The organism is Streptomyces sp. JNUCC 64 (assembly GCF_054484115.1).
The window spans coordinates 3840962-3867590 of sequence record NZ_CM137015.1 but is presented as its reverse complement, the minus strand read 5'-3'; the positions used below and the strand labels follow the sequence as shown (position 1 = coordinate 3867590).

The 26629-nt window shown below is 75.0% G+C and carries 21 protein-coding genes; 5 read left to right on the top strand and 16 right to left on the bottom strand.

Annotated features, from left to right (window positions below; genetic code table 11):
* Nucleotides 1-250: 250 nt before the first annotated feature.
* Together ACVWNX_RS15810 and ACVWNX_RS15805 are read left to right on the top strand one after the other, a co-directional pair.
* Nucleotides 251-1231 carry an aldo/keto reductase gene (locus ACVWNX_RS15810; RefSeq protein ID WP_454414563.1) on the top strand — a complete coding sequence of 327 codons (981 nt, stop codon included), beginning with the start codon at nt 251-253 and terminating at the stop codon, nt 1229-1231.
* Between the two features lie 85 nt (nt 1232-1316).
* Nucleotides 1317-1955 carry an NAD(P)H-binding protein gene (locus ACVWNX_RS15805; protein ID WP_454414562.1) on the top strand — a complete coding sequence of 213 codons (639 nt, stop codon included), beginning with the start codon at nt 1317-1319 and terminating at the stop codon, nt 1953-1955.
* A gap of 365 nt (nt 1956-2320) precedes the next feature.
* Here the strand turns inward: ACVWNX_RS15805 and ACVWNX_RS15800 are convergent, their stop codons facing one another.
* The 12 genes from ACVWNX_RS15800 to ACVWNX_RS15745 form a co-directional block, all read right to left on the bottom strand.
* Nucleotides 2321-3535: an LLM class flavin-dependent oxidoreductase gene (locus tag ACVWNX_RS15800; RefSeq protein ID WP_454414561.1), complete on the bottom strand. Its 1215-nt coding sequence runs from the start codon at nt 3533-3535 to the stop codon at nt 2321-2323.
* Entirely contained in the window at nt 3532-4932 is a 1401-nt protein-coding gene (locus ACVWNX_RS15795) for an NtaA/DmoA family FMN-dependent monooxygenase (protein ID WP_454414560.1), read from the bottom strand. Before ACVWNX_RS15795 ends, ACVWNX_RS15800 begins: the two co-directional genes overlap by 4 nt.
* Nucleotides 4933-5192: 260 nt before the next feature.
* A complete protein-coding gene (locus ACVWNX_RS15790) occupies nt 5193-6152 on the bottom strand; it encodes a fumarylacetoacetate (FAA) hydrolase (protein ID WP_454414559.1) in 960 nt (319 codons plus the stop codon).
* A gap of 113 nt (nt 6153-6265) precedes the next feature.
* Nucleotides 6266-7537 carry a pyridoxal phosphate-dependent aminotransferase gene (locus tag ACVWNX_RS15785; protein ID WP_454414558.1) on the bottom strand — a complete coding sequence of 424 codons (1272 nt, stop codon included), beginning with the start codon at nt 7535-7537 and terminating at the stop codon, nt 6266-6268.
* Between the two features lie 499 nt (nt 7538-8036).
* On the bottom strand, nt 8037-10028 hold the full coding sequence (locus ACVWNX_RS15780; RefSeq protein WP_454414557.1) for an AMP-binding protein: 1992 nt from the start codon (nt 10026-10028) through the stop codon (nt 8037-8039).
* On the bottom strand, nt 10025-11146 hold the full coding sequence (locus tag ACVWNX_RS15775; RefSeq protein ID WP_454414556.1) for a Glu/Leu/Phe/Val dehydrogenase dimerization domain-containing protein: 1122 nt from the start codon (nt 11144-11146) through the stop codon (nt 10025-10027). The genes ACVWNX_RS15780 and ACVWNX_RS15775 overlap by 4 nt, the downstream gene beginning before the upstream one ends.
* 152 nt (nt 11147-11298) lie before the next feature.
* Entirely contained in the window at nt 11299-11862 is a 564-nt protein-coding gene (locus ACVWNX_RS15770; RefSeq protein WP_454414555.1) for a type 1 glutamine amidotransferase, read from the bottom strand.
* Nucleotides 11863-11873: 11 nt separating this feature from the next.
* On the bottom strand, nt 11874-12656 hold the full coding sequence (locus ACVWNX_RS15765) for an amino acid kinase family protein (RefSeq protein WP_454414787.1): 783 nt from the start codon (nt 12654-12656) through the stop codon (nt 11874-11876).
* Nucleotides 12657-12757: 101 nt separating this feature from the next.
* Nucleotides 12758-13816: an N-acetyl-gamma-glutamyl-phosphate reductase gene (gene argC, locus ACVWNX_RS15760; RefSeq protein WP_454414554.1), complete on the bottom strand. Its 1059-nt coding sequence runs from the start codon at nt 13814-13816 to the stop codon at nt 12758-12760.
* Complete coding sequence (locus ACVWNX_RS15755; protein WP_454414553.1) at nt 13813-14664, bottom strand: ATP-grasp domain-containing protein; 852 nt, start codon at nt 14662-14664, stop codon at nt 13813-13815. The genes argC and ACVWNX_RS15755 overlap by 4 nt, the downstream gene beginning before the upstream one ends.
* Before the next feature lies 1 nt (nt 14665).
* Nucleotides 14666-14851, bottom strand: coding sequence for a lysine biosynthesis protein LysW (locus ACVWNX_RS15750; protein ID WP_454414551.1), 186 nt, complete (start codon nt 14849-14851; stop codon nt 14666-14668).
* A gap of 228 nt (nt 14852-15079) precedes the next feature.
* Entirely contained in the window at nt 15080-16225 is a 1146-nt protein-coding gene (locus tag ACVWNX_RS15745; RefSeq protein WP_454414550.1) for an isopropylmalate synthase, read from the bottom strand.
* 282 nt (nt 16226-16507) lie between these two features.
* On the opposite strand from ACVWNX_RS15745, the gene ACVWNX_RS15740 reads away from it, so the two are divergent.
* Nucleotides 16508-17302: a maleate cis-trans isomerase family protein gene (locus tag ACVWNX_RS15740; protein ID WP_454414549.1), complete on the top strand. Its 795-nt coding sequence runs from the start codon at nt 16508-16510 to the stop codon at nt 17300-17302.
* A gap of 51 nt (nt 17303-17353) precedes the next feature.
* A complete protein-coding gene (locus ACVWNX_RS15735; RefSeq protein WP_454414548.1) occupies nt 17354-17479 on the top strand; it encodes a hypothetical protein in 126 nt (41 codons plus the stop codon).
* Nucleotides 17480-17617: 138 nt separating this feature from the next.
* Here ACVWNX_RS15735 and ACVWNX_RS15730 read toward each other — a convergent pair whose 3' ends face one another.
* The 4 genes from ACVWNX_RS15730 to ACVWNX_RS15715 form a co-directional block, all read right to left on the bottom strand.
* Nucleotides 17618-18904, bottom strand: coding sequence for a response regulator transcription factor (locus ACVWNX_RS15730; protein WP_454414547.1), 1287 nt, complete (start codon nt 18902-18904; stop codon nt 17618-17620).
* 37 nt (nt 18905-18941) lie between these two features.
* Entirely contained in the window at nt 18942-20213 is a 1272-nt protein-coding gene (locus tag ACVWNX_RS15725) for an IS701 family transposase (protein WP_454414546.1), read from the bottom strand.
* A gap of 476 nt (nt 20214-20689) precedes the next feature.
* Nucleotides 20690-21919, bottom strand: a complete 1230-nt coding sequence (locus ACVWNX_RS15720; RefSeq protein WP_454414545.1) for an MFS transporter — start codon at nt 21917-21919, stop codon at nt 20690-20692.
* 381 nt (nt 21920-22300) lie between these two features.
* Nucleotides 22301-22852, bottom strand: a complete 552-nt coding sequence (locus tag ACVWNX_RS15715; RefSeq protein WP_454414544.1) for an SDR family oxidoreductase — start codon at nt 22850-22852, stop codon at nt 22301-22303.
* Nucleotides 22853-23222: 370 nt separating this feature from the next.
* Between ACVWNX_RS15715 and ACVWNX_RS15710 the strand changes: the two genes are divergently transcribed.
* Nucleotides 23223-26615, top strand: a complete 3393-nt coding sequence (locus ACVWNX_RS15710) for an AfsR/SARP family transcriptional regulator (RefSeq protein ID WP_454414543.1) — start codon at nt 23223-23225, stop codon at nt 26613-26615.
* Nucleotides 26616-26629: the final 14 nt, after the last annotated feature.

Below are 26629 nucleotides of genomic sequence, written 5' to 3'. Positions count from 1 at the left end.
CTCCGCCGCCGGTCGCCCGCTGTCGGCCGTTCGCCGCCCGCCCCGCCCCGCCGCGCGCCGTCGGCTGTCGGCAGTTCACCGTCTGCGGTCTGGGGTCCGCCGTCCGCCGTCCGCCGTCCGCCGTCCGCCGGGCGCCGGGCGCCGGGCGTCGGCCCCGGGCCACCCGGACGTCCGACGCGGGCGGCGGCGCCAGCGCGGGCGGCGGGGCCCGGACCCCGCCGCCCGTCCACCCACCACCCACAGGAGAGCGATGTACCAGCGCCGGTTGTCCACCCTCGACGTCTCCGCCCTCGGCCTCGGCTGCATGGGCATGAGCGACTTCTACGGCCCGGGCGACGACACCGAGTCGATCGCCACCATCCGGCACGCCCTGGACCGGGGCGTCACCCTGCTCGACACCGCCGACATGTACGGCCCGTTCACCAACGAACGGCTGGTCGGCCGGGCGATCGCGGACCGGCGGGACGAGGTCGTCCTGGCCACCAAGTTCGGGGTCGAGCGGGAGCCGGACGGCACCGACCGGGGCGTCAACGGCCGCCCCGAGTACGTCCGCGCGGCCTGTGACGCCTCCCTGGAGCGGCTCGGCGTCGACCACATCGACCTCTACTACCAGCACCGTGTCGACCCGGGCGTCCCCGTCGAGGAGACCTGGGGCGCGCTGTCGGAGCTGGTGGCGGCGGGCAAGGTGCGGCACCTGGGGATCTCCGAGGCGGCCCCGGCGACGGTCCGCCGGGCGCACGCGGTGCACCCCGTTACGGCGGGCCAGTACGAGTACTCCCTGTTCAGCCGGGACGTCGAGGACGAACTGCTGCCGACGCTGCGGGAACTGGGCATCGGCCTGGTCGCCTACTCGCCGTTCAGCCGGGCCCTGCTCACCGGCACCGTGTCGGGGCCCGCCCAGTTCCCGGCGGGTGACGTCCGACGGCTGGCGCCGCGCTTCCAGGAGGACAGCCTGGCCACCAACCTGGTCCTGGTCGAACGCCTCCGCGAACTCGCCGCCACGGTGGACGCGACGCCCGCCCAGCTCGCGCTCGCCTGGCTGCTGCACCAGGGCCCCGACGTGGTGCCCATCCCGGGCACCCGGCGCCGGTCCCGCCTCGACGAGAACCTGGGCTCCTACGACCTCCCCCTCACCGACGAACTGGTGCGGTCCCTGGAGGAGGCGGTCCCCGCCTCGGCCGTCGTCGGCGGGCGCTACGACGCCCGGCGGATGGCCACGCTGAACCTGTGACCACGGCGGCGGACGGCCGCGCCGACCCGTCACGGCCGCCGCCGCGCGACCCCGAGAACCGACGAGAGAACCAGAGGAAGACCACATGACCATCACTGTCCTGGGCGCCACGGGAGCGACCGGCCGCCTCATCGTCGACCAGCTCATCGGGCTGGGCCACTCGGTGCGCGGCGCCGTCCGGAAGCCGGAGAAGGCGGCCAGGTCACGGGGCGGCGTGGAGTTCGTCCCGTTCGACCTGGCGTCCCCCGGCGACGGGTTCGCCGCCGTGTTCGACGGCACCGGGATCGTCGTCAACGCCGCCGCCACCGGCAGCATGATGCCCCGGCAGGCCGACAAGATCGACCGCCAGGGGGTGATCGCGGCCATCGACGCGGCGGCCCGGGCGGGGGTGAAGCAGTGGGTGCAGGTCTCCATGATGGGCAGCGGCGACTCCGCGCGGGTGCCCGCCTATCTGCGCGCGACCGGCCGGGCCAAGCACGCTGCCGACCTCCACCTCGCGGAGTCGGGGATGACCTGGACGGTCGTCCGCCCGCCGTGGCTCACCGACGGTCCCGCCACCGGCCGCGTCACCGTGGGCGACCAGGTCGCCGAGGGGTCCCTGAGCCGGGCCGACCTCGCGGCGGTCGCGGTCGCCGCGCTGACCGTCCCGGCCGCGCACAACCGGATGTTCGAGGTCACCGGGGGCGGCGGCCCGATCGAGCGGTCCCTGACGGGGCTCGCCTGACCGCGTAGGCCGCCCGCGCCCGCAGGGGGCGCCGGGGCGCCGGGAAGGGGAGGAGCGGGGGTGACCGGTGCGACCGGTCACCCCCGCTCCGGGCCCGCCGGGTCCACCGTGCCCGTGCCGTCCACGGCGTTCGGCACGCGTGACGTCCGTGGGTCACGCGGGAACGCCCGTGGCGGCCGTGACGGGACGGCGGTTCCGTGACGCCCGGCGGGTGCTGCGGGTGCGCTGCGAGCGCGCTGTGGGTTCGGCCGGGCTCAGCCGGGTTCGGCCGGGCCAGCCGGGTCCGGGCAGGCCAAGCCGGGTCCGGCCGGGTAGCAGGGTCCGGCCGGGTCAAGCCCCGTTCGGCCGGGGGCCGTGGCCCCCGCTCACCGCACCCCCGCGTACCGGCTCCGCGGGCGTTCCAGGCCCAGGTGGCCCCGGAGGGTCGTGGACTCGTACGCGGTCCGGAACGCGCCGCGCTGCTGGAGGACCGGGACCAGGCCCCGGGTGATCCCGTTGAGGTCGTGCGGCAGGGTGCCCGGGCGCAGCCGGAAGCCGTCGAGTCCGGCGGCGCGCCAGTCGAGGAGCAGATCGGCGAGTTCGCCGGGGGTGCCGGTGAAGACCTCGGCGTCGGAGCCGAGGGGCGCGCCGTTCAGCTCGTCCAGCCGGGCCTTGCGGTCGGCGGCGGCGCCCGGGGTCTCGTCCAGGAAGACCAGCAGGTCCGCGAAGCGCCGCAGCGGATGGGCCCGGAGGTCCCGGCCGACGCGCTCCACCGCCTCGTCCACCTGGGCGAGCACCGCCTTGGCGTCGGCGCGGTCGTGCGGGGTGACGTAGACGACGTCCGAGGCGCGGGCCGCGAACTCGTACGGGGTGGAGGCGTGGGCGAGGCTCGTCACCAGCGGCTGGCCCTGCGGGGAGCGCGGGGTGATCGACGGGCCCCGGACGCTGAAGTGCTCGCCCTCGAAGTCGATGTAGTGCAGCCGGTCGCGGTCGATGAAGCGGCCGGTGGCGGCGTCGCGGATCTCCGCGTCGTCCTCCCAGCTGTCCCAGAGCCGTCGCGCGACCTCCACCACGTCGGCGGCCTCCGCGAACAGCGGGCGCAGCCGGGCGGCGATCAGCTCCGGGTCGACGGCGTCCTCGTCGGTGACCTGCGGGGTGGTCCGGCGGCCGAAGTGTCCGGCGTCGGCGGCCCGGGAGGCGATCTGCGGACGCCAGCCCGCCCGGCCCTCGCTCGCGAAGTCCAGGGTGGCGATGCCCACGGCGAGGTGGAACGGCTCGGTGTGGGTGACGTTGGTGGTGGGCACCAGCCCGATCCGGCGGGTGACCGGGGCGAGCCAGGACGCCAGCAGCACCGCGTCCAGGCTGCCCCGGACCTGGTCGACGCGGTCGTCGGGACGGTTGAAGGCCGCCGACTGGAGGCCGAGCGCGTCCTCCAGGGTGACGAAGTCCAGCAGGCCGTGTTCGGCCTCGGTGACCAGGTCCGCCCAGTACCGGGCGGTGAACAGCCCGCCGGGGCGGGCGCCCTCGGCCCGCCAGGCCGCCGGGTGCCAGCCGGCGTCGTGGAGGGCGACGGCGAGGTGGAGGGGGGCTGCTGCGGTCACGATTCCTGCCTCTCGGTGCTGCTGCGGTCGGCGCGCGCGGCGCGGTCGGCGCGGTCGGCGTGCGCGGGCGCGCCCAGGCCCAGGTGGTCCCGGAGCGTGGTGCCGGTGTACTCGGTGCGGAGCACGCCCTTCTCCTGGAGCAGCGGCACCACCCGGTCCACGAAGTCGTCCAGGCCGTCGGGGGTGAGGTGGGGGACGAGGATGAAGCCGTCGGCGCCCTCGCTCTGGACGAAGTGGTCGATGGCGTCCGCGACGCTCTGCGGCCCGCCGACGAAGGTCTGCCGTCCGCCGACCTCGATGATCAGCTCACGGATGCTGAGGTTCCGCTCCTCCGCCAGCTTCCGCCAGCGGCGGGTGGTCTCGGCGCGGCCCTTGCGGAACACCGAGTGGCCCTTGAGGAAGTGCGACTCCGGTTCGGGCTCGACATCGGGCAGCGGACCGTCCGGGTCGTAGTCGGACAGGTCGCGGCCCCACACCGCCTCCAGATGGGCGATCGCCGTCTGCGGGCTCACCAGGTCGCGGGTGATCTCCTCGGCGTAGGCGGCGGCCTCGGCGTCGGTGTCCGCGACGACCACGTTGGCGGTGGGCAGGATCTTCAGGTCGTCGTGCGAGCGCCCGTAGCGGGCCAGCCGTCCCTTGACGTCCCGGTAGAAGGCGCGGGCCTCGTCCAGCTGGTTGTACTTGCTGAAGATGACGTCGGCGTCGGAGGCGGCGAACTCCCGTCCGGCGTCGGACTCCCCGGACTGGATGATCACCGGGTGGCCCTGCGGTCCGCGCGGGGTGGTGAACCGCCCCTCGATGTCGAAGTGCTGCCCGTGGTGGGCGAAGGCGCCCGCCCCGGCCCGGACGAACTCCCCGGCCGTGACGTCGGCGCGGACGTCGTCCGGCCGCCAGCTGTCCCACAGCTCCCGGGTGGTGCGCAGGAACTCCTCGGCGCGGGTGTAGCGGTCGGCCTCGGGGAGGAAGCCGCCGCGCCGGAAGTTCTCGCCGGTGAAGGCGTCGTAGCTGGTGACCACGTTCCAGGCGACGCGCCCCTCGCTGAGGTGGTCGAGGGTGGCGAACCGGCGGGCCACCTCGTACGGCTCGTTGAAGGTGGCGTTGACGGTGGCGGCCAGCCCGAGGCGCTCGGTGACGGCGGCGAGGGCGGCGAGCACGGTGACGTTGTCGGGGCGGCCCGCGATGTCCAGGTCGTAGATCCGGCCCTTGTGCTCGCGCAGCCGCAGCCCCTCCGCGAGGAAGAAGAAGTCGAACAGCCCGCGCTCGGCGGTCCGGGCGAGCCGGATGAACGAGTCGATGGCGATCTGGCTCTCGGACCGGGGGTCCGACCAGACGGTCACGTTGTGGATGGCGGGCAGTTGCGCCCCGAGGTGCACCTGCTTCTTCGCTCCGGCGGGCACGATGCGGTCTCTCCTCCTGCGGGCCGGACGCCCCGGGGACGGGGGCGTCGGGCGAACGGGTCGGGCGTACGGGTCGGACGTCGGCCCGACGGGATGGGTCGGGGTGGGGCGAACGGCTGCTCGCGGGACAGATGTGCGGTACACGGTCCGCCCCCCGAGCGTGCACGGACCGATGGGGTCCCGCACAGGCGCGGAGGGCGGTTTTCACGCGCTGTTCACGGCGCTGGAACGGAAGCCGCCGCGTCCGGAGGGGACTTGACCTACGGGGCGGCCGGGGCCACCGGGGCGAGCGGGGTGGGCGAGACGTACCGCACGGTGTTCTGGAACGCGACCCCGTGGCTCTTCACGTCGATCGCGATGGTGTCCCCGTCCTCGATCCGGAAACCGTCGTGGAAACTGGCCTCGTCGGCGCCCAGCAGCACGTAGTTGAGCAGCCCGGGACGACGGACGGCGGGGAACGAGAACAGGTGCGCCGCCATGTCCTGGACCCGGAAGTACAGGGCGTCGCCGCCGCAGTCGAAGCCGCCCTCCCAGGCCGTCGCCCCGTCCCGGGTGATCGTCACCCGGCCGGTCACCGAACGCGGCGGCTCGCCGAGGAACAGCCACGGCGTCAGCGCGGTGTCGCACAGCTTGCAGTACGGGTTGTAGCCGGGGTCCTGGCGGTGCAGCCCGATGTCGCACAGGTCGTTGCCGAAGGTGTAACCGGCGTAGTGCGGGGTGCCGTCGGCGTCGTTGACGTACACCAGCGCCACCTCCGGCTCCTCGATCAGCGCCACCGGACGGGCCGGGACGTTCAGCGGCTCGCCGGGCAGCCGCACCCAGTCCCCGAAGCCCTTGAAGAACCAGCGGGGCGGCACGAACTCGGCGTCCTCCGGGGCGGTCTGGCCGTCCCACTTCTTCTTGTGGGTGCCCATGAACCCGCTGAGCAGCGCGTTGTTGGTGGCCGTCGGCAGCAGCGGCGGCAGCAGCCGGACCTCCGGGTCGTCCACGGCGACGCTGACGGTCGGCGCGCCCTCGGCGACGGCCGCCCGCACGCTCTCGGCGGAGCCGTCCCCGGCGGTGAAGGCCGCCGCGAGCGCGCCCTCCGCCACCTGGTGCAGGGTCCACGGCACCCCGGGCTCCGGAAGCCCGAAGCCGACGTACCGCGCGCCCCGGTAGGCGGCTTCGAACAGGACGGGGGGCAGGTCCGATGAGGGGGTGGGGGTGGGGGACAGGGACATGGGGTCCTACCTTCTCGTGGTGGGTCTGGACTGGTCGTTCGTGAGGCCGGGGGGCGGGACCCGGGGGTTCCGGGTGCGGTCGGCACGGGCCCGCCGCCGGACGGGGGGACGGCTCAGGTGCCGGTGAGGTCGGCCAGGGCCGTGGCGATCAGGTCCACCGACTCCCGCACCCACGGGAGGGCGAGCGGATCGCCGGACGCCAGCGCGGCCTCCCGCTCGGCGTCGGAGTCGCCGTACAGACGGCTCGTCGCGGCCCGGATCCGCAGCGGCGAACCGGTCTCCCCGAAGGCGCTCGCCGCGAGGACGCCCACCCCGTGCCGCTCCAGCAGGAAGCGGGCGATCCCGTCGCCGTCGCGCACCTGGTGGACCTCCGCCAGCCGCTCCCGCAGCGGGGCGAAGTCCGGGTAGAGGTAGCAGGTGGCCACGACCGGCGCGAGCAGCGCGCCCACCGCCGTGAACCGCTCGGCGACCGCCCGCGCCACCGTCCCGTGCAGCCGGCGGCCCGCCGCGATCCGCTCCACGACCTCCGGCGGCTCCCCGAACGCGTACGCGGCGGCCGACTGCACGGGCGCCGGGGGACTGGACCAGATCTGGCTGGCCACCGACACCAGCCGGGAGTGCAGGGCCCGCCCCTCCGCGCCGTCCGGCAGCCGGGCCACCCCGGTGCGCCAGCCGCCGAGCCCCAGGTTCTTGGTGAGGCCGGTGGTGACGATGGTGCGTTCCGGGGCGTGGAAGGCGGGCGAGACGGCGGGCGCCTCCGGGTCGTACACCAGGTCGCCGTAGATCTCGTCGGAGACGATGACCAGGTCCAGTTCGCGGGCGACGGCGGCCAGCCGCCGGACGGTGTCCGGGGCGGCGACGGTCCCGGTCGGGTTGTCCGGCACGGTCACCACCACCGCCCGGGGCCGCTGCCCGGCGGCCCGCGCCAGCAGCACCGCCTCGCGCAGCAGCTCCGGATCGGGCACCCCGCCCTGCCCCGGCACGATCGGCACCGGCAGCGGAACCGCCCCCGCCAGCCGGGCCTGCGCCGCGTAGCTGACCCAGCTGGGCACCGGGACCACGACGTCGCCGCCGACCGCGATCAGCGCCGCGAACAGCAGGGACTTGCTGCCGGGACCGGCGACGACCAGCCCGGGGTCGGTGGGCAGCCCGCGCCGCTCCCAGTACCCGGCGGCGGCGGCGCGCAGGGCGGCGCTCCCGGCCACCGGCCCGTAGGCGTTCTCCCCGGCCGCCGCCGCGAGCCGGGCGACCAGCGAGGGGAGGGCGGGCAGCCCGATCTCCCCGCTCGCCATCGGCAGCACCCGCTGCCCGGCCCGGCGCCTACGGGCCAGGACCTCGTCGGCGGCGAGCGTCGCCGACATGGCGACCGGCGTGGCTTCGGGCATGAGCACTCCAACGGACGGAACGGGCCCGTCCCCCGGGGGCGGGGAACGGAAACGGAACGGAAGCGGAAGCGGAACAGAGATGGGGACGGGGACGGGCGGGCTTGGGCGGGGTGCCCCGGGGCCGGAGCGCCCCGGGAGCGGAGGTCGCGGCCCCGGGCCTGCCGAGGGGGCCGGGGCCGCGACCCGTTCCGGTGGCCGGGCCCCTGGGGGAGGGCCCGGCACGTGGGACGGCCGGTCGGTTGGTCGGGGTTCGCGACCCCGGAGGCCGGAGCCCGGAGCCCCGGGGGTTCGCGGACCGGAGGCCGGGGGCGGCCAAGCGCGGCGGGCCGGACGCCCGTACGGGACGGGAGCCGTACCGCGACCGCGACTCGTACCGTGCCGGGGCTGGGACCGGACCGCGACCGGTTCCCGTCCCACGCCCTGGACCGCGACCGGGACCCGTACCGCGCCAGAGCCGGGACCGGAACCAGAACCGGAATGAGTACCGGAACCGGAACGGTCAGACCGGGGCGGACACGGAGTCAGGTTCGGAGGCCGCGCCGGACGCCCGACCCGGTGCCGCGCCGGACGCCGTACCGGAGACCGAACCGGACACCGGACCCGGTGCCGTACCGGACGCCGCACCCGCGCCGAACCGTTCGCGCAGCTCCGCCTTGCGGACCTTCCCGGTGAGCGTCTTCGGCAGCGCGGCCAGCGACTCCACCCGGTCCGGCAGGAACCGGGGCTCGAACCCGGACCGCCGCAGCTCGGCGCGGACCTCGTCCAGCGAAGGCCCGTCTGCCCCGGCCGCCGGGACCACGACCGCCAGGATCGCGCCCCGCCCGGAGGCGTCGTCCGGCGGCAGCTCCACGTACGCGGCCTCCACCGCCCGGGGATGGTTGCCGGTGACGGCCTCCAGCTCCGTCACCGGGGCCACCCGCCCGTCGCGGACGATCGCGTCGCGCGCCCGGCCCAGGACCCGGATGCCGCCCCGGCCGTCGTCCCGGGCGAGGTCCCCGGTGTCGAACCAGCCGTCGGCGTCCAGTTCGGCGTCGAACGCGTCCTGCCGCGCGTGGTAGCCCAGCGCCAGCGAGGCGCCCCGCACCTTGAGCCGCCCCACACCGCCGCCGTCGCTGTCGGCGCCGTCGGCGTCGGCCGCGCCGCCGTCCCCGGCCGCCGCCCCGGGGGGCAGCTCCGAGGTGACGATCAGGGTGCTCATGGCGTCGATCGCGCGGCCGTTGCTGCGCGCCGCCCAGCCCTCGGGGTCCTCCGGCCGGGTCGTGGTGACGGGACCGTTCTCGGACATGCCCCACAGCGAGTGGGCGCGCGCCCCGAGCGTCTCCCGCACCGCGTCGGCCAGCTCCGCGAGGACGGGCGCCGAACCGATCACCACGTGCCGCAGGGTGCCGGTGTCGCGCGGCGCGGCCCGCTGGGAGGCCACCACGTCGGTGAGCGTGGCGGGCGGCCCGTACAGCAGGGTGGCGCGGTAGCGGGCGACCAGGTCCAGCAGCACCTCGTTGCGGCGCACGTCCTGGAAGGCGACCGTGCCGCCGAGCAGCACACTGGCCAGCACGCCCTGGGCGAAGCCCGAGTAGTGGACGAGCGGGGTGGACACGGCGGCCACCCAGTCGTCCCCCGCGCCGAAGGCGTCCACATAGCCGCGCACCGCAGAGTGGACGGTGTTCTGGCTGTGCAGCACGCCCTTGGAGGGGCCGGTGGTGCCGGAGGTGAACAGCACGACGAACGGTTCGTCGGCGGTCAGCGCCAGACCGTCCAGCGCCGCCGTGGCGCCCGCCGTCTCCTCCCGGGGCGCCGCCACGAAGTGCTCGTGGAAGGAGAGCGCCCCCTCGGGCACCGGTCCGTCGACCACCACCACGTGCTCCAGGGTGGGCAGTTCGGCGGCGAGCCGGGTGACGGTCCCGGCCAGCGGGGTGCCCGACCACTCGGGGAGCGTGATCGCCACCCGGGCCCCGGTGAGCCCGAACCGGTGGCGCAGCTCGTCCTCCGGGCAGATCGGCGAGACCGGGCAGATCACGGCGCCCACCCGCTGGCAGGCGAAGATCAGCGCCACCATCTCCCAGCGGTTGGGGAGCTGGACGGCGACGAAGTCCCCGCGCCGCACCCCGAGGTCGAGCAGCGCCAGCGCGAACCGGTCGGTCAGCCGGGCGAGTTCGGCGTAGTCCAGGGTGTCGGTGCGGGACTCGGCGACCCGGCGGCCCGCGACGGCGAGTTGGTGCGGACGCTCCCGGGCCTGGCGCCACAGGTCGTCCAGGAAGGTCTCGTCCCGCCACCAGCCGCGCTCCCGGTACCGCGCGCCCGGGTCCTCGACCGCGCCGACCGCGCCGACCGTACCGACGGCGCCGACTGTGCCCTCGCCCTCGCCCGTGCCCGCGCCCGGACCTGCGGCCTGGTCGCCGGTGGCCCCGGGAACGGGAACGTCACCGGGAACGGCCCCGGGAACCGGAACGGCACCGGGAACGGCGGAGACGGTGGCGGCCCCGGTGGACGTCATCGCCGCCGCCCCTGCGCCCGCCGCACCGACAGCAGTTGCGGCAGCGGGTCCCCGGCCGAGCCCGAGGCGATCTCCAGCAGGTCCCGGGTGTTCTCGCGGACCCGGTCCCCGATCCAGTCGAAGACCCACGCCTTGCGCGCCTCGGCCCCGAGGTCGAAGGGCACGACCCGGGTGACGGCGAGGGCCGCCGAGCCCGCCCCGCCGATGTTGGCGATCACCCCCGGCACCAGGGTGCCCCCGGCGGCCCGCACCTTCTCCTTGGCCGCGTCGCTGGAGGCCAGGTTGGCGCCCTCCACGACCAGGGCGGCGCGCAGCCGGTGCGCGTTGGCGTCGTCGAGCGCGTACTTCTGCGCGGCGAGCACCAGCAGATCGGCGTCCACGTCCAGCCAGGCGTCCGGCCCGGTGGCGACGGTGACGTCGTCGGGGAGCCGGTCCCGGTCGATCAGCCCGAACTCGTCGGTGATCGAGATCAGCCGGTCGACGGGCAGCCGCTCCGCGCTGATCGTGCCCCGGACGTCGGCGATCCCGACGACCCGGTGGCCGCGCTCCTCCAGGAACCGGGCGACCGCCCGGCCCACCGCGCCGAAGCCCTGGACGACGACCCGGGCCGGGCCGTCGTGGCCCGCCGCCTCCAGGGCGGTGACCGCGGCGACCCCGACCCCGTGGCCGGTGGCGTCGATCAGCGGCTCGTAGTAGGTGCGCCAGTCGATGGGCATGTCCGGGACCCCGGTGCGGTAGCGGGGGTCGTAGCGGGCCTCGTCGAAGAAGACGGCCCGGTCGGCGGGGGTGACGCCCATGTCGATGCCGAGGTGGATGCCGCCGTGCAGCAGCGGCTTCACGGTCCGGCCGAAGGTGCGGAAGGTCTCCTCCCGGTCGCCGCCCTGGGCGACGATGCCGCCCTTGGCGCCGCCGATGGGGAGCCCGGCGAGGGTGAACTTGTGGGTCATGTCCCGGGCGAGCCCGGCGACCTCCTCCTCGGTGACCCCGGCGGTCATCCGCACCCCGCCCATGGCGAGGCCGTCGTAGAGGGAGTCGACGACGACCCAGCCCTTGATGTCGCCGCCGCTGCCGTTCAGATGGACCGTGAAGACGGGGTCCTGGGGTTCCAGCTCACTCACTTTGACAAGTCCTCCGGTGCGTCGGTGGGGGTTCGGGGCGGACGGGCCCTCATGGCCTGGCCTGGCGTGGCACGGCCCGGCACGGCACTGGGCGGGGCGGGACCGGGCCGTACCGGTGGGACTGGCCCCCGACCGGTACGGCCCGGCCGCCCTCACTGGTAGAGCCGGGCGAAGCCGCGCAGGATCTCCAGGCCGTCCTTGCGGAACTCCAGGTGCGCCTGGGAGCCGAGGATCCGGCCGTCGTCGGAGCGCAGGAACTCCACCGGGGCGTGCTCGGAGCGCCCGATGGAACGGAAGCCCTCCGGGGCCTTCTGGAGGTACAGGGTGTGCCGGTGGAACACCGTCACGGTCGGCCCCACATGGGCGAAGAGCGGTTCGTCCTGGTCGACGTGGGCCTGGTGCCCGCCGACCCGCTGCGGGCCCTCGGCGAGTTCGCCGCCCGCCGAGACGGCGAGGATCTGCATCCCGCCGCAGATCCCGAAGACCGGGACCTTGGACTCGTTGACGAGGTCGATCAGCGGTTTGTAGTGGTCGCGGTCGTAGGCCCGGACCTTGGTGCCGCTGAGGACGACCGCCTGGTAGCGGCCGTCGAGCCGGTCGGGGAGGGACGCCACGTTGACGGCGTCCGTGTCGGAGCCCAGTTGCTCGAAGCGGGCGCGCAGCTGGTTCAGGGAGAGGGTTCCGTTGTTGACGACCAGCACACGGGATCGTGCCACGTGCTCGCTCCTCAGGCTCGGGTGATGACGGTTCCGGTGCGGGCGGCCAGCAGATCGGTGACCGGCGCGCTGCCGATCACGACCCGCTCCACGCCCCGGTCCAGGGCCTCGCCCGCGGCGCGCAGCTTCTTGCGCATCCCGCCGGTGGCGCCCTTGTCGCGGAACGCGGCGGCGGCCTCGGCGGTGATCCGGTGCACGGGCGCCCCGTCCACCAGCAGATGGGCGACGTCGGTGACGAGGACCAGGTCGGTGGCGCCGGTCGCCCCGGCGAGGGCGGCGGCCGCCCGGTCGGCGTCCGTGTTCACCTCCCGCCCGGCGGCGTTCCGGGCCAGCGGGGTGACCAGCCGGACCTCGCCCGGCCGCAGCTCCGCGAGCGGTCCCGGCTCGACCCCGGTGATGGGTCCGACGAGGTTCTCCAGCTCGACGAGCCGCTTCTCCCGCCACCACCAGCGCTCGGCCTCGCCCGCGTCGACCAGCCCGTCGCTGCCGAGCAGCCGTTCGGCGCTCAGTCCGCGCCGGGTCAGCCGGCCGAGGACGTCCTCGGCCAGCCGGGCGCTCACCGTCTTGATGTCGGCGATGACCTCGGGGGTGGTCCAGCGGCTCTGGTTGCCGTAGCGGTCGCGCAGGATCGCGGACGGCTCGCGGTAGCGGGGGTCCAGCTCCCGCAGCGGCTTGGACCAGCCGTGCACCAGGATCAGCGGACGCTCCCGGCCGTGCGCGGCGAGGTCGTCCCACCAGGTGCCTTCGAGGTCGTCCAGGCAGCTGCCGCCGAGTTTGACGACGGTCGGGGCGATCCGACCGGTGCCGGTGGGCGCGGAGCCGTCACCGTCGGCGGGGGTCGGCGCGGCCGACGGGGCTGATGGGTTCGACGTGGCCGATGTGGTCGGTGCGGTGCTCACGCGGGCATCACCGGCTGCATGGTCAGTCCCGTCTCCTCGGGCAGTCCGAAGCGGAGGTTGGTCACCTGGACGGCCTGTCCGGCGGCGCCCTTGACCAGGTTGTCGAGGGCGGCGAGGACCACGATCCGCTCCGCCTCCTCGTCCACCAGGACCGTCACGTCGCAGTAGTTGGAGCCCAGCACGGCCTGCGGGTCGGGCACCGGGATCAGCGTCTCGGTGTGCCGCCGCACCCGGACGAACGGACGCCCCTTGTAGAAGCGGAGGTAGGCCCGCTGTAGCTCCCTCGCGTCGACCGGCTGGTCGGTGAAGACGTAACTGCTGGTGAGCAGCCCGCGCACATGGGAGACCCCGTACGCGGACATGCTGAGCGAGCCGATGGAGCCCGCTCCGTCCTCCCGCCGGAGGAAGTCCCCGACCTCGGCGGCGTGCCGGTGGCCGGTGGGGGCGTAGGGGGCGATGGCGCCGCTGCGGAACGGGTGGAGGTCCGCGGTGCGCAGCTGGAGCCCGCCGCCGCTGGAACCGCTCTTGCCGTCCACCACCACGGTCCGCAGATCGAGGCCGAGCCCCTGGACGAGGGGCGCCAGCCCCAGGGTGATCGCGGTGGCGTAGCAGCCGGGCAGCGAGATCAGCGGGGCGTCGGCGAGCCGGTCCCCGATCAGCTCGGGCACCCCGTACACGAAGCGTTCCGCGAGGTCGGGGCGGCGGCTGACCTTGGGGTACCAGCGGTCGTGCAGCTCGGGGGTGCGGATGCGGAAGGCACCGCTCAGGTCCACGATCACCGGGACCCGGTCCGCGAGCAGTTCGGCCAGCTCCGCCGAGACGGGCGCGGGGGTGGCGAGGAACAGCACGTCCACCCGGTCCGCGACGTCCTCGGTGACGGGCTGCACGGTCAGCGACGAGGCCAGCCGCAGCCCGGGGTGCAGCTCGGACGGGCGGCGCCCGATGTGGGAGGACCCGCCGAGGAAGGTGAGTTCCAGCTCCGGGTGCTGGGTGATGAGTCGGATGAGGTCTCCGCCGGCGAGCCCGGAGGCACCGACGACTCCTGCGCGGATCATGCGAGCAGCTCCTGCAGATGGCGGCCGATGGCCGACGGGACGTCCGCGCCGGTGGAGGCGGAGACCGCCCGGAACGCGGGGGCGTGGTTGACCTCGTTGACGAGGAGGCCGTCCGGGGTGCGGAAGAGGTCCACCCCGTAGATGCCGGGGCCGAGTTCGGCGACGACCGCGTCCACGATCTTCGCCACCTCGGGGTCGTGGGCGAGGGCGCGGTGGCTGTTGCCGAGGGCCGCGTTGTTGCGCCAGTCGGTGCCGCCGCTGGCGAACTCGGCGGCGCCGACCAGCTCCCGCCCCACGACCAGGCAGCGCACCGAGGTGCCGCCGCCCACGTAGGGCTCGACGAGCCCGGCCTGTTCGAAGGCGTGCCCCAGGTCCTCGACGTAGTCGTAGACGGACTGGGCGGTGTCGGCGTCCCGGATCAGGGTGACGCGCTTGCCCATGCCGCCGAAGACCGGCTTGAGGACCACGGGGAGCTCCAGCTCCTCCAGGGCCCGGGTGAAGTCCTTGCGGGACAGCACCAGCCGGAAGTCGGTGACGGGGACGTCCGCCGCGCGCAGCAGGGTGCGCAGGGCGGCCTTGTTCTCACAGGCGTGGATGGCCCGGGCGGTGTTGAGGACGCGGACCCCGGACGCCTCCGCGAGGGAGGCGATCAGTCCGCCCCGGGTGTAGCTGCGGCTGCGGACGAGGACCACGTCGTAGCCGCCGACGGAGGGGGCGTCGGGGTGGCCGAGGCACAGCGACTCGTCGTTGACCCACTCGGCGTGCAGTCCGAAGTCGGGCGCGGACTGGATCAGCAGGCGTTCCTCCCAGCCGAGCCGGTCCGCGACGACGGCGATCTTCCCGCCCATCTCACTGGCCCCAGTCGCGGAGCTGGACCTCGACCATCTCCAGCTCCAGCAGCCCGTCCCGCACGCCCTCGACGCGCAGGGTCAGCAGGCACTCGGGGCAGGACAGGGTCTCGCCCTGGGTGACGGGGGGCACGGTCAGGTCGGTCTCGCACTCGGGGCAGACACCGGTCAGCGTGGCGGTGGACATGGGACGACTCCGTTCGTGGTGCGGCAGGGGTGGTGGGAGGTCGTTGGGGGTGGGGGTGGTGAGGCTGTGGGGGTGGGGGTACGGGGGTGGTGCGTGGTGCGGGACGCGCGGGGGTGGACGTGGGGGTGGGGCTTCCGGGCCGGGTGGGGCCGGGCCGGGCGGAACCGTCAGGGGAACCGGAACCGGAACAGTCAGGGGAACCGGAACCGTCAGGGGAACCGGAACGGGTCAGGCGTCCCGGAAGTCGACGGCGGCCTTGCGGATCGCGTCCCGGTCGAGCAGCGGACGTCCGCCGTCCTCCTGCCGGGCCACCAGCCAGGGGGTGAAGGCGTCGACGTCCACGAAGATCCCCGAGTCGGCCAGCGCCCAGGAGACCAGGGCCGGGGTGAGCCGGGTGCGGACCAGCAACTCGCGCCGGTTGCCGACCAGTTCGGCGGGGAGCGTCTCGTACGCCTCCGGGTGGTTGAGCTGGCCCGGCAGCTCGTACGCGAAGGCGTGCGAGGTGGTCGGACCCGACTGGAAGGCGTCCCCGAGGCCCGCGCCGCGCAGCGCGACCCGGGAGAGTTCGGTGAGGTGCCCCAGATCGAAGCGGGTGTCGTCGTACAGGACCCGCAGCGAGGTCAGCAGCTCGGCCAGCGGGGCGTTGCCGCCGCGTTCGCCGATGCCGCCGACGGTCGCGGAGATCCACTGGGCGCCCGCGCGGACGGCGGCCAGCGAGTTGGCGACGGCCATCCCCAGCATGTTGTGGGAGTGGATCTCGATCTCGGAGCCGTCGATGGCGGTGAGGTCGGCGATCACCTCCTCCATCTGCCAGGGCGAGAGGTAGGCGACGGTCTCCGCCAGCCGGAACCGGTCGGCGCCCGCCTCGAACCCGGCGGCCACGTACGGCACCAGCCGCTCGGCGGGGGTGCGGGCCCCGTCCTCACCGCTGAAGGTGACGTGGAAGCCGCGCTCCTTGGCCTGGGTGATCGCCGAACGGGCCAGCGTCTGGAGGAACTTGGGGCTGGGGGAACCGAGCTTCAGCTTGGCGTGCTGCTCGGAGGTGGGGATGGAGTACATGATGTGCCGGACGCCCAGGCGCTCGGCCTCGTCCAGCGCGGTGGCGACCTGACGGCGGTCGCGGACCACCACCAGCGTCATGGACCGCTCCGGTCCGACCGCCTCGTGGGTGGCCAGCACCAGATCGGCGTCCTTGGAGCCGGGGCCGGACACCATGCCGACCTCGACCAGCTCGACACCGGTGCGCACCAGCAGGTCCGCGATGGTCGCGGCGTCCTTCGGACCGAACTCGACACCCGCCATGTGCGCGGAGTCCCGTAGGGTCGCGTCGGAAATCCGCGGCCGGGGAAGTGCTTTTCCGGGTATTGCTGCCATTTCCTTCACTACCTTCTTCCGTGTGGCTTCCGTGTGGGGGCCATGGACCTTCTTCTTCCGAAGACTTCCGTGAAGCGGAATCAGCAAGGACGCGGCAGGAGTAGCGCTGGGACAACTCTCCGACGCCGGGCCGGGGAGCGGCAAGCTCCGCACTGTCAGGGCTCTGTTGGGAAATGTCAGGCAGTGTGAGGACGGAAAACCCGTTCAAGGATCGTGTCCGACGGTGACAAATATCGGCGCCGGACGGCGCGGGGGGCGTGGACGGGCCCTACCGTGAGGCGCATGGATCTCTTCTCGCTGCCCCGGCTCGGCGTCGTGGTACCTCCGGAGAACCCCACGGCGGAGCCGGAGTTCAACCAGCTGCTCGGCTCCCGCGTGAATGTCTACACGGCGCGTTTCCCGGTGACGCCCGGGAGCGGCCTCAGGGAAATGCTGGAGACGTACAACGACGTCCTCCCCGACACCCTCGCCGACTTCGGCGGGATGCGACTGACCGCCGCCGTGGTGGCGTGCAGCGCCTCCCACTACCTGCTCGACCCCGACGGGGACCGGGCGTTCTGCGCGGAACTCTCCGCCCGGGCGGGCTTTCCGGTCCGCTCCTCGACCCAGGCGATCCTGGCGGCCTGCGAGGCGCTGGGGGTGACCCGGCTGTCGCTGGTCTCCCCGTACCAGTCCTGGCTCACCGACGCCTCCCGGACCTTCTGGGAACGGGCCGGGCTCACCGTCGACGGGGTGGTGCGGGTCCCGGCCGCCCGGGACGCGGCCGGGGACGACCACTTCGACCCGTACGAGGTGACCACCGGCACCCTGCTGGAACGGGTGCGGGCGGCCCGGCTCCCCCGGGACACCGCGCTGCTGTTCACCGGGACGGGCATGGGCACGCTGGCCGCCCTGGACGTCCTCGCCCGGGAGGACCCCGGACGCGTCCTGCTGACCTCCAACCTGGCCTCGGCCTGGTGGGCCCTGGGTGCCGCCGGGCACCCCGTCGGGGGCACCGCTCGTGACGCCGTCCGGGGGGACGCCGCCCGTGACGTCGCCGAACACCCCCTGATACGCCGCCTGGAACGGGCGGCCTGAAGCACGGGAACGGCACGGTGCGGGGCGAGCCGGGGCCGTACGCTTCCCGCCTTGGCCTTGGCCTTGGCCTTGGCCCTGGCCCTGGACCCGACCCCGACCCCGACCCCGACCCCGACCCCGACCCTGGCCCTGGCCTTGGACCCGGACCCGTCGCCCCGCCCGTCCGGTCCGGTGTGATCCGGCCTCGCTCCGTCCGGCCCGGTCCGTCCGGTCCGTCCGGTCCGTCCGGCCCCGCCCCGTCCGGCCCCGTCCGGTTGGGGCCGGGTCCGGGGCCGGGGCCGTCGGGTCTGGACCGGACGGGCGGGGCGACGGGGTTCAGCCCCAGAAGGCCCTGGCCACCCCCGTCGCACCGGACGTCCCGGGCACCCCGGTGGCCCCCGCCACCCCGGACGCTCCCGTCACCCCCGGCGTCCCAGGGAAACCGGACACCCCGGAGAACCCGGAAGCGCGGGAAGCACCAGAAGCACCGGAGACACCGGAGACACCGGAGACACCGGAGACACCCGGGGCACCCGGGACACCCGGGGCACCGGAAGGATCGGTGAACGCCGGGGCCGACCCACCGTCCCCGGCAGCCTCGGCGGCCCAGGTCATCCCGGCCAGCTCGGCCACGCCGACCGCCCCGCTCCAGCCACCGCCCCCGCCGCCGCTCCCGACGAGGGACGCGCCACCGTCCCAGACGAGGTCCCCACCGTGACCGGCCCGGACCCCGGTACCGACCCCGGCGCCCCCCGTACCGCCCCAGGCCGCGCCGCCGATCCCCGCACCGCCCACGGCCCCGTCACCGAAGCCCGCGCCGGACCCGTACCCGGCACCGGACCCGTACCCAGTACCGGACCCGGTGTCGTACCCGGACCCGTACCCGGCGCCGACCGCACTGGTGCCGTCCCCGGCCCCCGTACCGGACCCGGTGCCGTCCCCGGCGGACTCCGTCCGCCATCCGTGGCCCATCCGGTAGCCCACGCCCCGGACGGTGATGATCCACCGGCTGGACCCCAGCTTCGCCCGCAGACTGCTGACGTGCGTGTCGATGGTCCGGCTGGCCTGCGCCCAACTGCTGCCCCACACCCGGGACATCAGCTCCTGCCGGGACAGCACCGTCTCCGGGCTGGTCGCCAGGGCGTGCAGCAGCGCGAACTCCTTGGACGTCACCGGGACGACCCGGTCGTGCAGCCGCACCTCCTCGGTGCGCGGATCGAGGTGCAGCGGACGCAGCGAGATCGGACCGCCGCCGGTGGCCGCGGCGGGACGGGCCCGGCGCAGCACCGCCTCGATCCGGGCCCCGATCTCCCGGAACCCCCAGGTCGTGACCACGCAGTCGTCCGCGCCCGCCTTCAGCGCGAGGACCCGGTCCAGTTCGTCGTCGAGGTCGGTGACGGCGATCAGCGGGGTGTCGCCGTTGCTGCGCAGCGTGCGGCAGACCTCCAGACCGTCGATGTCGGGCAGCTCCAGGGAGAGCAGCACCAGGTCGGCGCCGAGGTGGGTGCGCAGGGCGCGGGCCCCGGTGTCCACCCGGACGGTGGTGTAGCCCTGCCGCCGCAGGGCGTCCACCATGGCTGCGGTGGCGGAGGCGTCGTGCCCCACCACGAGGACGTTGGTCATGCCTGGCACCCCGATCTTCCCGTCTTCCCGCCCCTGGTCAGCGTGTGAGCCCGATGAGTTCCGCGGCGGCCGGGATCCCGGCCGTGGCCGTGGTCCGGGCCGTGGCCGTGACCACGGTTCCGGGGGCCCGGTGCGGTGTCACGGGCACGCCCTCGGGCCCGTGACGCAGGTGCTGGTAGACGTAGGCGGCGGACGCCATGGTCATGTGGTGGTGCCAGCCGGGGAAGGAACGCCCCTCGAAGTCGAGTACCCCGTAATCCCTTTGAAGCGTGTCAACGGTCTTCAGCGCGCGGGTCCGGCCGCGCCCGAGGGCGAGCAGTTCCTCCACCCGCCCGTCGGTGAGGGTGGTGAGCCAGTAGCGGGTGGGCAGCCGTCCGTCGGGGTCGGGCCGTTCGATGACGCGGTAGGTGCGGGGGTCGGCCTCGTCGCGGGTGTCGAGCCGGGGCAGCCGGACGGTGCCCGCGTAGGTGTGCACCGGGACGGCCTTGGTGGAGCCGTCCTCGGTCTGCGCCAGGGCCACGTGGGACTGCCGGGCGCGGCGCATCTCCATCAGCGCGCCGACGCCGCTGACGGTGGGCACCCGGCCGGTGAGGACGACCTGGCCCGGGTCCACCTCGCACATGATGTCCAGCCGCAGCCGGGCGAGTCCGGCGAGGACCCCGCCCGAGTCCTGGCAGCGGGACAGGTCGAGGACCCAGGGGAGGTGCGCCAGCCCGGAACGGGCCAGCGCGGCGGCGTACTCCAGGACGTGGGCCCCGGCCGGGCGCCCGGTCTCGGTCTCCGGCACGCGGGCCCGGCGGCGGCGCTGGCCGTCCCAGCCCCAGGCGCCGTCGAGGACGAGCCGCCAGTCGAGGGGGAAGCAGTGCGGTTCGCCGATCAGGAAGAGCCCCAGCGCGCGCTGGCAGCTGAGGGTGCGACCGGTCGCGGCGTCGACCCGGTGGTGCACGCCCACCGTGTGGACACCGCTCTTGGGGACGATGAGTTCGGCTACGGTCACCGCCTGCGGGGCCGACCCCGAGGCCGCCCGCAGGGCGAGTCTTCGGCGTACGGGTTCCCATTCCCAGGGACTGGAATTGATGAACTGGTGCAGTCCGCGCACCGCGGCCGGAGGTAAGGACTTGGCCTGTCCCAGCCGGTGCGGGGTTTTCTTTCCGGGAGCGTGGATCAGCGCCCAGAGATACTCACTGGCCCAGCGGCGCTGTTCCACCCGACGGAGCGTGGTAAAGATATCCTCCACGAACGCCCGTACACTTGCTCTGTCAATGGTTCTGTCACTTGCGGCCGTCGTGCGTATCTCGCTGGACAGCATGTGACACTGCACCCCCGTCTTCGCTCTTCTACCTGAACGGACCGCATCCGTGCCGATGCGGGAAGCTGCCACGCAGCCACCAAAATACCGTCCGTGGTGGCTATTTGAAGAGGGTGATCGTTAGCTTTGACACTTCGGGGCCTGATCTGCGGAAACAACTCCCCAGGTGGGCAAGGGAGTCCGGCGGAACGTCAACAGCGTATGAACAATTGGGCCGGGGTGGAAACGTCCGGCGTTCCGGCACCCGTCGACGGCCTCCCCGCCGGGGGCGGGAAGCCCGTGGACCGGGGCCCGGAAGCGGTCGGAACCGTCTTCCGGACCCCGGCCGGAACCGCCTCCCGGGCCCGAGGGGGAACGGGCTCCCGGACCCCGGCGGGACCGGCTCCGGGGAGTGGACGGAGCCGGTCCCGCCGAAGGCGGAGGGAGGCGGAGGCGCGGGGTGACGGACGCCGGTCCCCGCGAGCCGTTCGCGGACCTCAGTCCGCGAGCCGCTTGGCCGGGAAGCCGTGCTCCCGCGCGTACAGCACGACCGCCAGCACGGGCGCCAGCAGCACCAGCACGCTCCACGGGAAGGACCCGCTCCCGGACAGGTTGAGCAGCAGCCCGCCGACCACGCCGCCGACGGCCATGGCCACGTTCCAGAGGGTGACGAGCATGGCCTGCGCGGCGTCCGCCGAATCGCCGCCCGCCTGCCCGGCGGCGGTCTGGAGCAGGGTCGGGATGCCGCCCCAGCCCAGGCCCCACAGCACGGCGGCGACGTACACCAGGGCCGTCTGGTCGGCGAGCACCGCCAGCAGGGCGGCGCCCACCGCGACCAGCAGCGTGCTGGCGACGGTCAGCGTCCGGACGCCCTGGTGGATGCGGGCGCCGACGACCCACAGGCTCGCCAGCGAGGCCGCGCCGAAGACGAGGAGCACCAGGTCGGTGTCGCCGCCCAGGCCCAGGTCGTCCAGGAAGGTGGCGATGTAGGCGTAGAGGATGGTGTGCGCGAGGACGAAGACCAGGGTGACGAACAGGACCGGGGAGACCCCGGGGACCCGCAGGGTCGCCAGCATCTTCGGCCGCTCGCCGCGCGGCTGGCCCGGGTAGTCCGGCACGATCGCCGCGATCCACACCAGCAGCAGCACGGTGAGGCCCGTCATGGACAGGAACGCCACCCGCCAGTCGGTGACCTCGCCGAGGAACGTCCCGGCGGGCACGCCGACGGAGAGGGCGACCGGGATGCCGGCCATGGCGATGGCGATGGCCCGGCCCTGGAGGTGGGCGGGCGCCATCCGCCGCGCGTATCCGGCGAGCAGTGCCCAGGCGAGGCCCGCGGCGACGCCCGCGACGAACCGGGCCACCATCGTCACCCCGTAGTCCGAGGACACGGAGGTGACGGTGTTGGCGACGGCGAAGCCCGCCATGGCGGCGAGCAGCAGCCGCTTGCGCCGCCAGGCGGAGGTGGCGGCGGTCAGCGGGATCGCGGTCAGCGCGGTGCCGATCGCGTAGATGGTGACGGTCTGCCCGGTCGCGGACTCGCTCACGCCGAGGTCGTCGCTCATCGCGGGCAGCAGCCCGGCGGGCAGGGTCTCGGTGAGGCTGGTGATGAAGACCGCGGTGGCCAGGGCGAGGAGGGCGAGGAGCGGAAGCCCCTGCCGTTCCCCGGCCTCCGGCGCGGCGGTGTCCGCGCCGGAACCGGCGGCGGTGTCGGGTGCGGTGCTCATGTCGTGGTGTGCTCCGGGTCTGGTGGGGACGGGACGGAACCCCCGGTCACGCGGCCCGCCCCGTACGGCCGGGAGCGGCCGGACGGCGGACGACGCACCGGGAGGAACCGGGGGGATCGAAGGAAGCCGAAAGGGAACGCGAACAGGAACTGGAGGGGGAAGGGGGCGGAGAAGGGGGCGGAGAAGGGGGCGGGGGAGAGGGAGAGGGAGAGGGAGAGGGAGAACCGGACGGGTGGTGCCGGGGGTCCCCGGACGCGCACCGACCGAGCCGGGACGGATGCCGCCCGGGTCCGGACGGATGCCGGTGTCCGCAGGGGTCCCGGTGTCGTCCGCAGGGGTCCGGGTCTCCACGGGGGTCCCGGGGTCCGGACGGGCAGCCGGTCACGACGGGTCGAGCCCGCCGTCCACGGGCAGCCGGGCCCCCGTGGTGAAGGTCGCGTCCGTCGCCAGGAACAGCGCGGCCCGGGCCACCTCCTCGGCGGCGCCGAGCCGCCCCAACGGCGGTGGCGGCCCGGCGGCGGCCCCCGGCCCGGCGATCCGGTCCGGTGCCACCGCGTTGACCCGGACGCCCCGGTGGGCGAGTTCCCCGGCGAGCGCGCGCACCGCCTCGGGAACGGGCGCCCGCGCGGTGAGCACCACCGCGCCGCCGTCCGTCACCCGGGGCAGCAGCGGTCGCGCGGTGGGCACGGCGTCGGCGAAGAGCAGATCGACCCCGCCGCCCCCGTCCCCGGAGTCGAGGTGCGCGTCGAGGGCGGCGGGCTCCACCACCCGGGCCGAGGACCCGAGTTCGGTGCCCCAGCGCAGCCGGTCACCGGGCGACGCGACGGTCAGCACGACCCGCGCGCCCCCCTCCACCAGCCGTTTCGCGATGGCCAGGCCGATGGCGGTCGTCTCCCCGACGACCACGGCCCTACGGCCCGCGTACCGGGTCATGTCCCGTGTCACCCCCCGCTGTTCACGTCGTGGACCGGTGTCCGGGCACCGGTGACCCGACTGTGCCCGCACCCCCTTCGGAAAACCTTCGGAACCGCTTCGGACGGCGTCCGGCCGTACCGGGACGGCGCGCCGACCGCCCGGGCGGCGCCGAGCCGCGACGGGCCCGCGGACCGCTCGACGGGCACCCGCGGACCGCTCACGGCCCGCCGGCCCCCGCCCGCTCCCCACCGGGGGTACGAGGTCGGCCCCGCCTTCCCCTCCCGGAGGTGCGAGGCTGGCTCCGCCCTCCCCCTCCCGGAGGAGCGAGGCCGGGCCCGCCCTCTCCGGCCCCACCCTCCCCACCGAAGGTGCGATTACAGTGATCCGCATGCGCTTTGGGGTGCTCGGACCACTGACGGTGTGGGACGACCGGGGAGAGGCGGTCAGGGTTCCCGAGGTCAAGGTCCGCGCCCTGCTCGCGGACCTGCTCGCCCACGACGGCGGCCCGCTCTCCACCGACCGCCTCATCCACGACCTGTGGGGCGACCGCCCCCCGGCCCGCCCCTCCGGCGCCCTCCAGGCCAGGGTCTCCCAACTCCGCCGGGCCATCGGCCGCGACCGGGTGCCGCGCCAGCCCCCGGGCTACCGACTCCGCCTGGAGGAGGGCGAGTCGGACGCCGCCCGCTTCCGGACCCTGGTGACCGAGGCCCGCCGGGTCCCCGACCCCCGCGCGAGGGCCGCGCTGTTCACCGAGGCCCTCGGACTGTGGCGGGGTCCCGCGTTCGCGGACTTCGCCGACGCGGAGTTCGTCCGGGAGGCCGTCCACCGCCTCACCGAGCAACGGCTGTCCGCCGTCGAGGAACAGGCCGGGGCCCGGCTGGCGGCGGGCGACCACGTGCTGCTCGCCGGGGACCTCGCGGCCCCGGTCGCGGAACACCCGCTGCGGGAGGGCCTGCGCGCGCTGTACATGCGTGCCCTCTACGCGGCGGGACGGCAGGGCGAGGCCCTCGCCGCGTACGAGGACCTGCGGGCCCGGCTCGCCGGGGACCTGGGCGTCGACCCGGGCCCCGGGATCAGCGCCCTGCACCGCTCGGTCCTCCGCCAGGACCCGGCATTGGCGGCCCCGGGAACCCTGGGAACCCCGCGAACCCCGGGAGCGGCGAAAGCGGTGAAGGCGGCAGGAGCGGCGGAACCCTCCAACCTCCCGGAGGACCACGAAAACCCCACCCGCACCCCCCACCTCCCCCACCCCCCTCACGGCCCCCACACACCCCGTGCCACCCACCCGCCGCACCCCATCCACCTCCCCACCCCCCTCACCCCCCTCATAGGCCGGGACCGGGCCCTGGACGAACTGGCGGGACACCTGGGCGCGGCCAGGCTGGTGACGCTCACCGGACCGGGCGGCGTGGGCAAGACCCGGCTGGCGGTGGCGGCGGCCTCGGCGGACGCCCGCACCGCCGACCTCCCCGACGGCGTCTGGCTGGTGGAACTCGCGGGGGTCCGCACCGCCTGCGCGGACGACCTGGCCCAGGTGGTCACCACCACCCTCGGCATCCGCGACGACGCCCCGGCGGCCCTCCCCGGCGCGGGCACCGGCGGCCCGTCCCCGTCCCACCGGCTGGCCTCGGTGCTGCGGGACCGCCGCACGATGCTCGTCCTCGACAACTGCGAACACGTCGTGGAGGCGGCGGCCGGGCTGGCCGGACACCTGCTGGGGGCCGCCCCCGGGCTGCGGGTCCTCGCCACCAGCCAGGAGCCGCTGGGCCTCACCGGCGAGGTGGTGTTCCAGGTCGAACCCCTCGGCACCGACGACGCCGTCCGGCTCTTCCTGGACCGGGTCGCGGCCCGCGCCCCCGGCCTCGGCGGCCTCGCCCCGGCCCCGTCCGACGGCCCCGACCGGGCCACGGTGGCCGAGATCTGCCGACGGCTGGACGGCATCCCGCTCGCCCTGGAACTCGCGGCGACCCGGGTCCGGGCGCTCGGCGTCACCGAACTGGCGGCCCGGCTGGGCGACCGCTTCCGGCTGCTGACCTCGGGCCAGCGCGGGGCGCCCGCCCGGCAGCAGACCCTGCGCGCGGTCATCGACTGGAGCTGGGAGCTGCTCAGCGCGCCGGAGCGGATCGTGCTGCGCAGACTGGCCGTGTTCGGCGACGGCTGCGACCTGGCGGCGGCCACCGGGGTGTGCGCGGGGGACGGGGTCGCCCCGGACGAGGTCCTGGACCTGGTGACCCGGCTGGTGGACCGGTCCCTGGTGACCGTGGCGCACCACCCGACGGGCCCCCGCTACCGGCTGCTGGAGTCGGTCACCGCGTACGCGACCGAACGACTCCACGAGATGGCGGACCTCACAGCCGTCCGGGACCGCCATCTGCGCCACTACCTGGACCTGGCCGAACGCACCGGCCCCGGGCTGCGCGGAGCGGGACAGCGCGCCGGACTCGCCCGACTGGACGCGGAGTCCGGCAACTTGCGGGCGGCGCTGGACGAGGCGCTGCGCCGGGCCCGCGCGGGCGAACCGGACGAGGCCGTCCGGCTGGCGACCGCGCTCGCCTGGTACTGGCTGCTGCGCGGCCGCCTCAACGAGGCCCGCCGCACCCTGGGCGCGGTCCGGGAAGCGGTCCCCGCCCCGGCGGCGGACTCCCCTCCCGTCACCGAACTCTCCCTCCTACGAGCGGCGTTCGCCCTGCTCACTGGGGCCCGGGAGACGGTGGACGGGGCGGGAGCGGCCCGGGTGGCGGCGGGGGTGCCCGATCCGGTGCGCCGGGCCCGGGCACTGTGGCTGTGCGCGTACGGGCTCTTCCAGGCGGGGACGGTGGCCGACGCCGAGGAGCTGAACGCGACGGCGCTGGAACTGTTCACGACGGCGGACGACCGGTGGGGCACGGCGGCGGCGCTGGGACTGCGGGCGACGCTGGGGCTGGTCCGGGGGGACCTGACGGGGGTCGGCCGCGACGGACTGCGCGGCGCGGCGCTCTTCCGCGGACTGGGCGACCTGTGGGGCGAACTCCAGACGGTGTCGCCGCTCGCGGCGCTGGCCGAGATCAAGGGCGACTACGCGGACGCGGAACGCCGTCAGCACGAGGGACTGCGGATGGCGCGCGAACTGGGCCTGGAAGCCGAGGAGTCGGCGCGCCTCTCGGGCCTCGGCCGCCTCGCGCTGCTGGCCCGGGACTGGGACCGGGCCCGCGACCTCCACGAACGGGCCCGCCGCCTCGCCGCCGACCAGGGCTACAAGTACGGGGAGATCCACTCCGAGATGGGCCTGGCCCTGGGGGCCCGCCGCCGGGGACGGCTGGACGAGGCGGAGGCCCACCTCCTCCGCATCCGCGACGGCTTCGCCGACCTCTCCTCCCCGGCGGGCGACCATCTGCTCCTCGCCGAACTCGGCTTCATCGCGGAACTCCGGGGTGACCCCGCCACCGCCGCGGACCACCATCTGCGCGGCCTGGAGGTCGCCCGCGCCCTGGCCGAACCCCGCGCCCTGGCACTCTCCCTGGAGGGCCTGGCGGGCGCGGCGGCGACCGACGACCCGGAGCGCGCCGCCGTCCTCCTGGGCGCCGCCGACACCGCCCGCCGCGACGCCGGAGCCCCCCTGCCCCCCGCCGAACGCGCGGACGTCGACCGCGTCACGACCACGGCCCGCACCGCCCTGCCCCCCGCGACGTACGAGTCGGCGTTCACCCGGGGCACGAGGATGACCACCCCCCGAGCCACCGCCTACGCGAGAGAAACCAACCCCCACCCCCCGAAACCGACCACCGCCGGCGATGGTGCGTAACGGAGCGGCTGCGG

Coding starts and splice junctions, on each gene's coding strand:
- ACVWNX_RS15810 (WP_454414563.1), top strand. CDS start 251: ATGTACCAGCGCCGGTTGTCCACCCTCGACGTCTCCGCCCTCGGCCTC.
- ACVWNX_RS15805 (WP_454414562.1), top strand. CDS start 1,317: ATGACCATCACTGTCCTGGGCGCCACGGGAGCGACCGGCCGCCTCATC.
- ACVWNX_RS15790 (WP_454414559.1), bottom strand. CDS start 6,152: ATGTCCCTGTCCCCCACCCCCACCCCCTCATCGGACCTGCCCCCCGTC.
- ACVWNX_RS15785 (WP_454414558.1), bottom strand. CDS start 7,537: ATGCCCGAAGCCACGCCGGTCGCCATGTCGGCGACGCTCGCCGCCGAC.
- ACVWNX_RS15780 (WP_454414557.1), bottom strand. CDS start 10,028: ATGACGTCCACCGGGGCCGCCACCGTCTCCGCCGTTCCCGGTGCCGTT.
- argC (WP_454414554.1), bottom strand. CDS start 13,816: ATGATCCGCGCAGGAGTCGTCGGTGCCTCCGGGCTCGCCGGCGGAGAC.
- ACVWNX_RS15755 (WP_454414553.1), bottom strand. CDS start 14,664: ATGGGCGGGAAGATCGCCGTCGTCGCGGACCGGCTCGGCTGGGAGGAA.
- ACVWNX_RS15750 (WP_454414551.1), bottom strand. CDS start 14,851: ATGTCCACCGCCACGCTGACCGGTGTCTGCCCCGAGTGCGAGACCGAC.
- ACVWNX_RS15745 (WP_454414550.1), bottom strand. CDS start 16,225: ATGGCAGCAATACCCGGAAAAGCACTTCCCCGGCCGCGGATTTCCGAC.
- ACVWNX_RS15740 (WP_454414549.1), top strand. CDS start 16,508: ATGGATCTCTTCTCGCTGCCCCGGCTCGGCGTCGTGGTACCTCCGGAG.
- ACVWNX_RS15730 (WP_454414547.1), bottom strand. CDS start 18,904: ATGACCAACGTCCTCGTGGTGGGGCACGACGCCTCCGCCACCGCAGCC.
- ACVWNX_RS15725 (WP_454414546.1), bottom strand. CDS start 20,213: ATGCTGTCCAGCGAGATACGCACGACGGCCGCAAGTGACAGAACCATT.
- ACVWNX_RS15720 (WP_454414545.1), bottom strand. CDS start 21,919: ATGAGCACCGCACCCGACACCGCCGCCGGTTCCGGCGCGGACACCGCC.
- ACVWNX_RS15715 (WP_454414544.1), bottom strand. CDS start 22,852: ATGACCCGGTACGCGGGCCGTAGGGCCGTGGTCGTCGGGGAGACGACC.
- ACVWNX_RS15710 (WP_454414543.1), top strand. CDS start 23,223: ATGCGCTTTGGGGTGCTCGGACCACTGACGGTGTGGGACGACCGGGGA.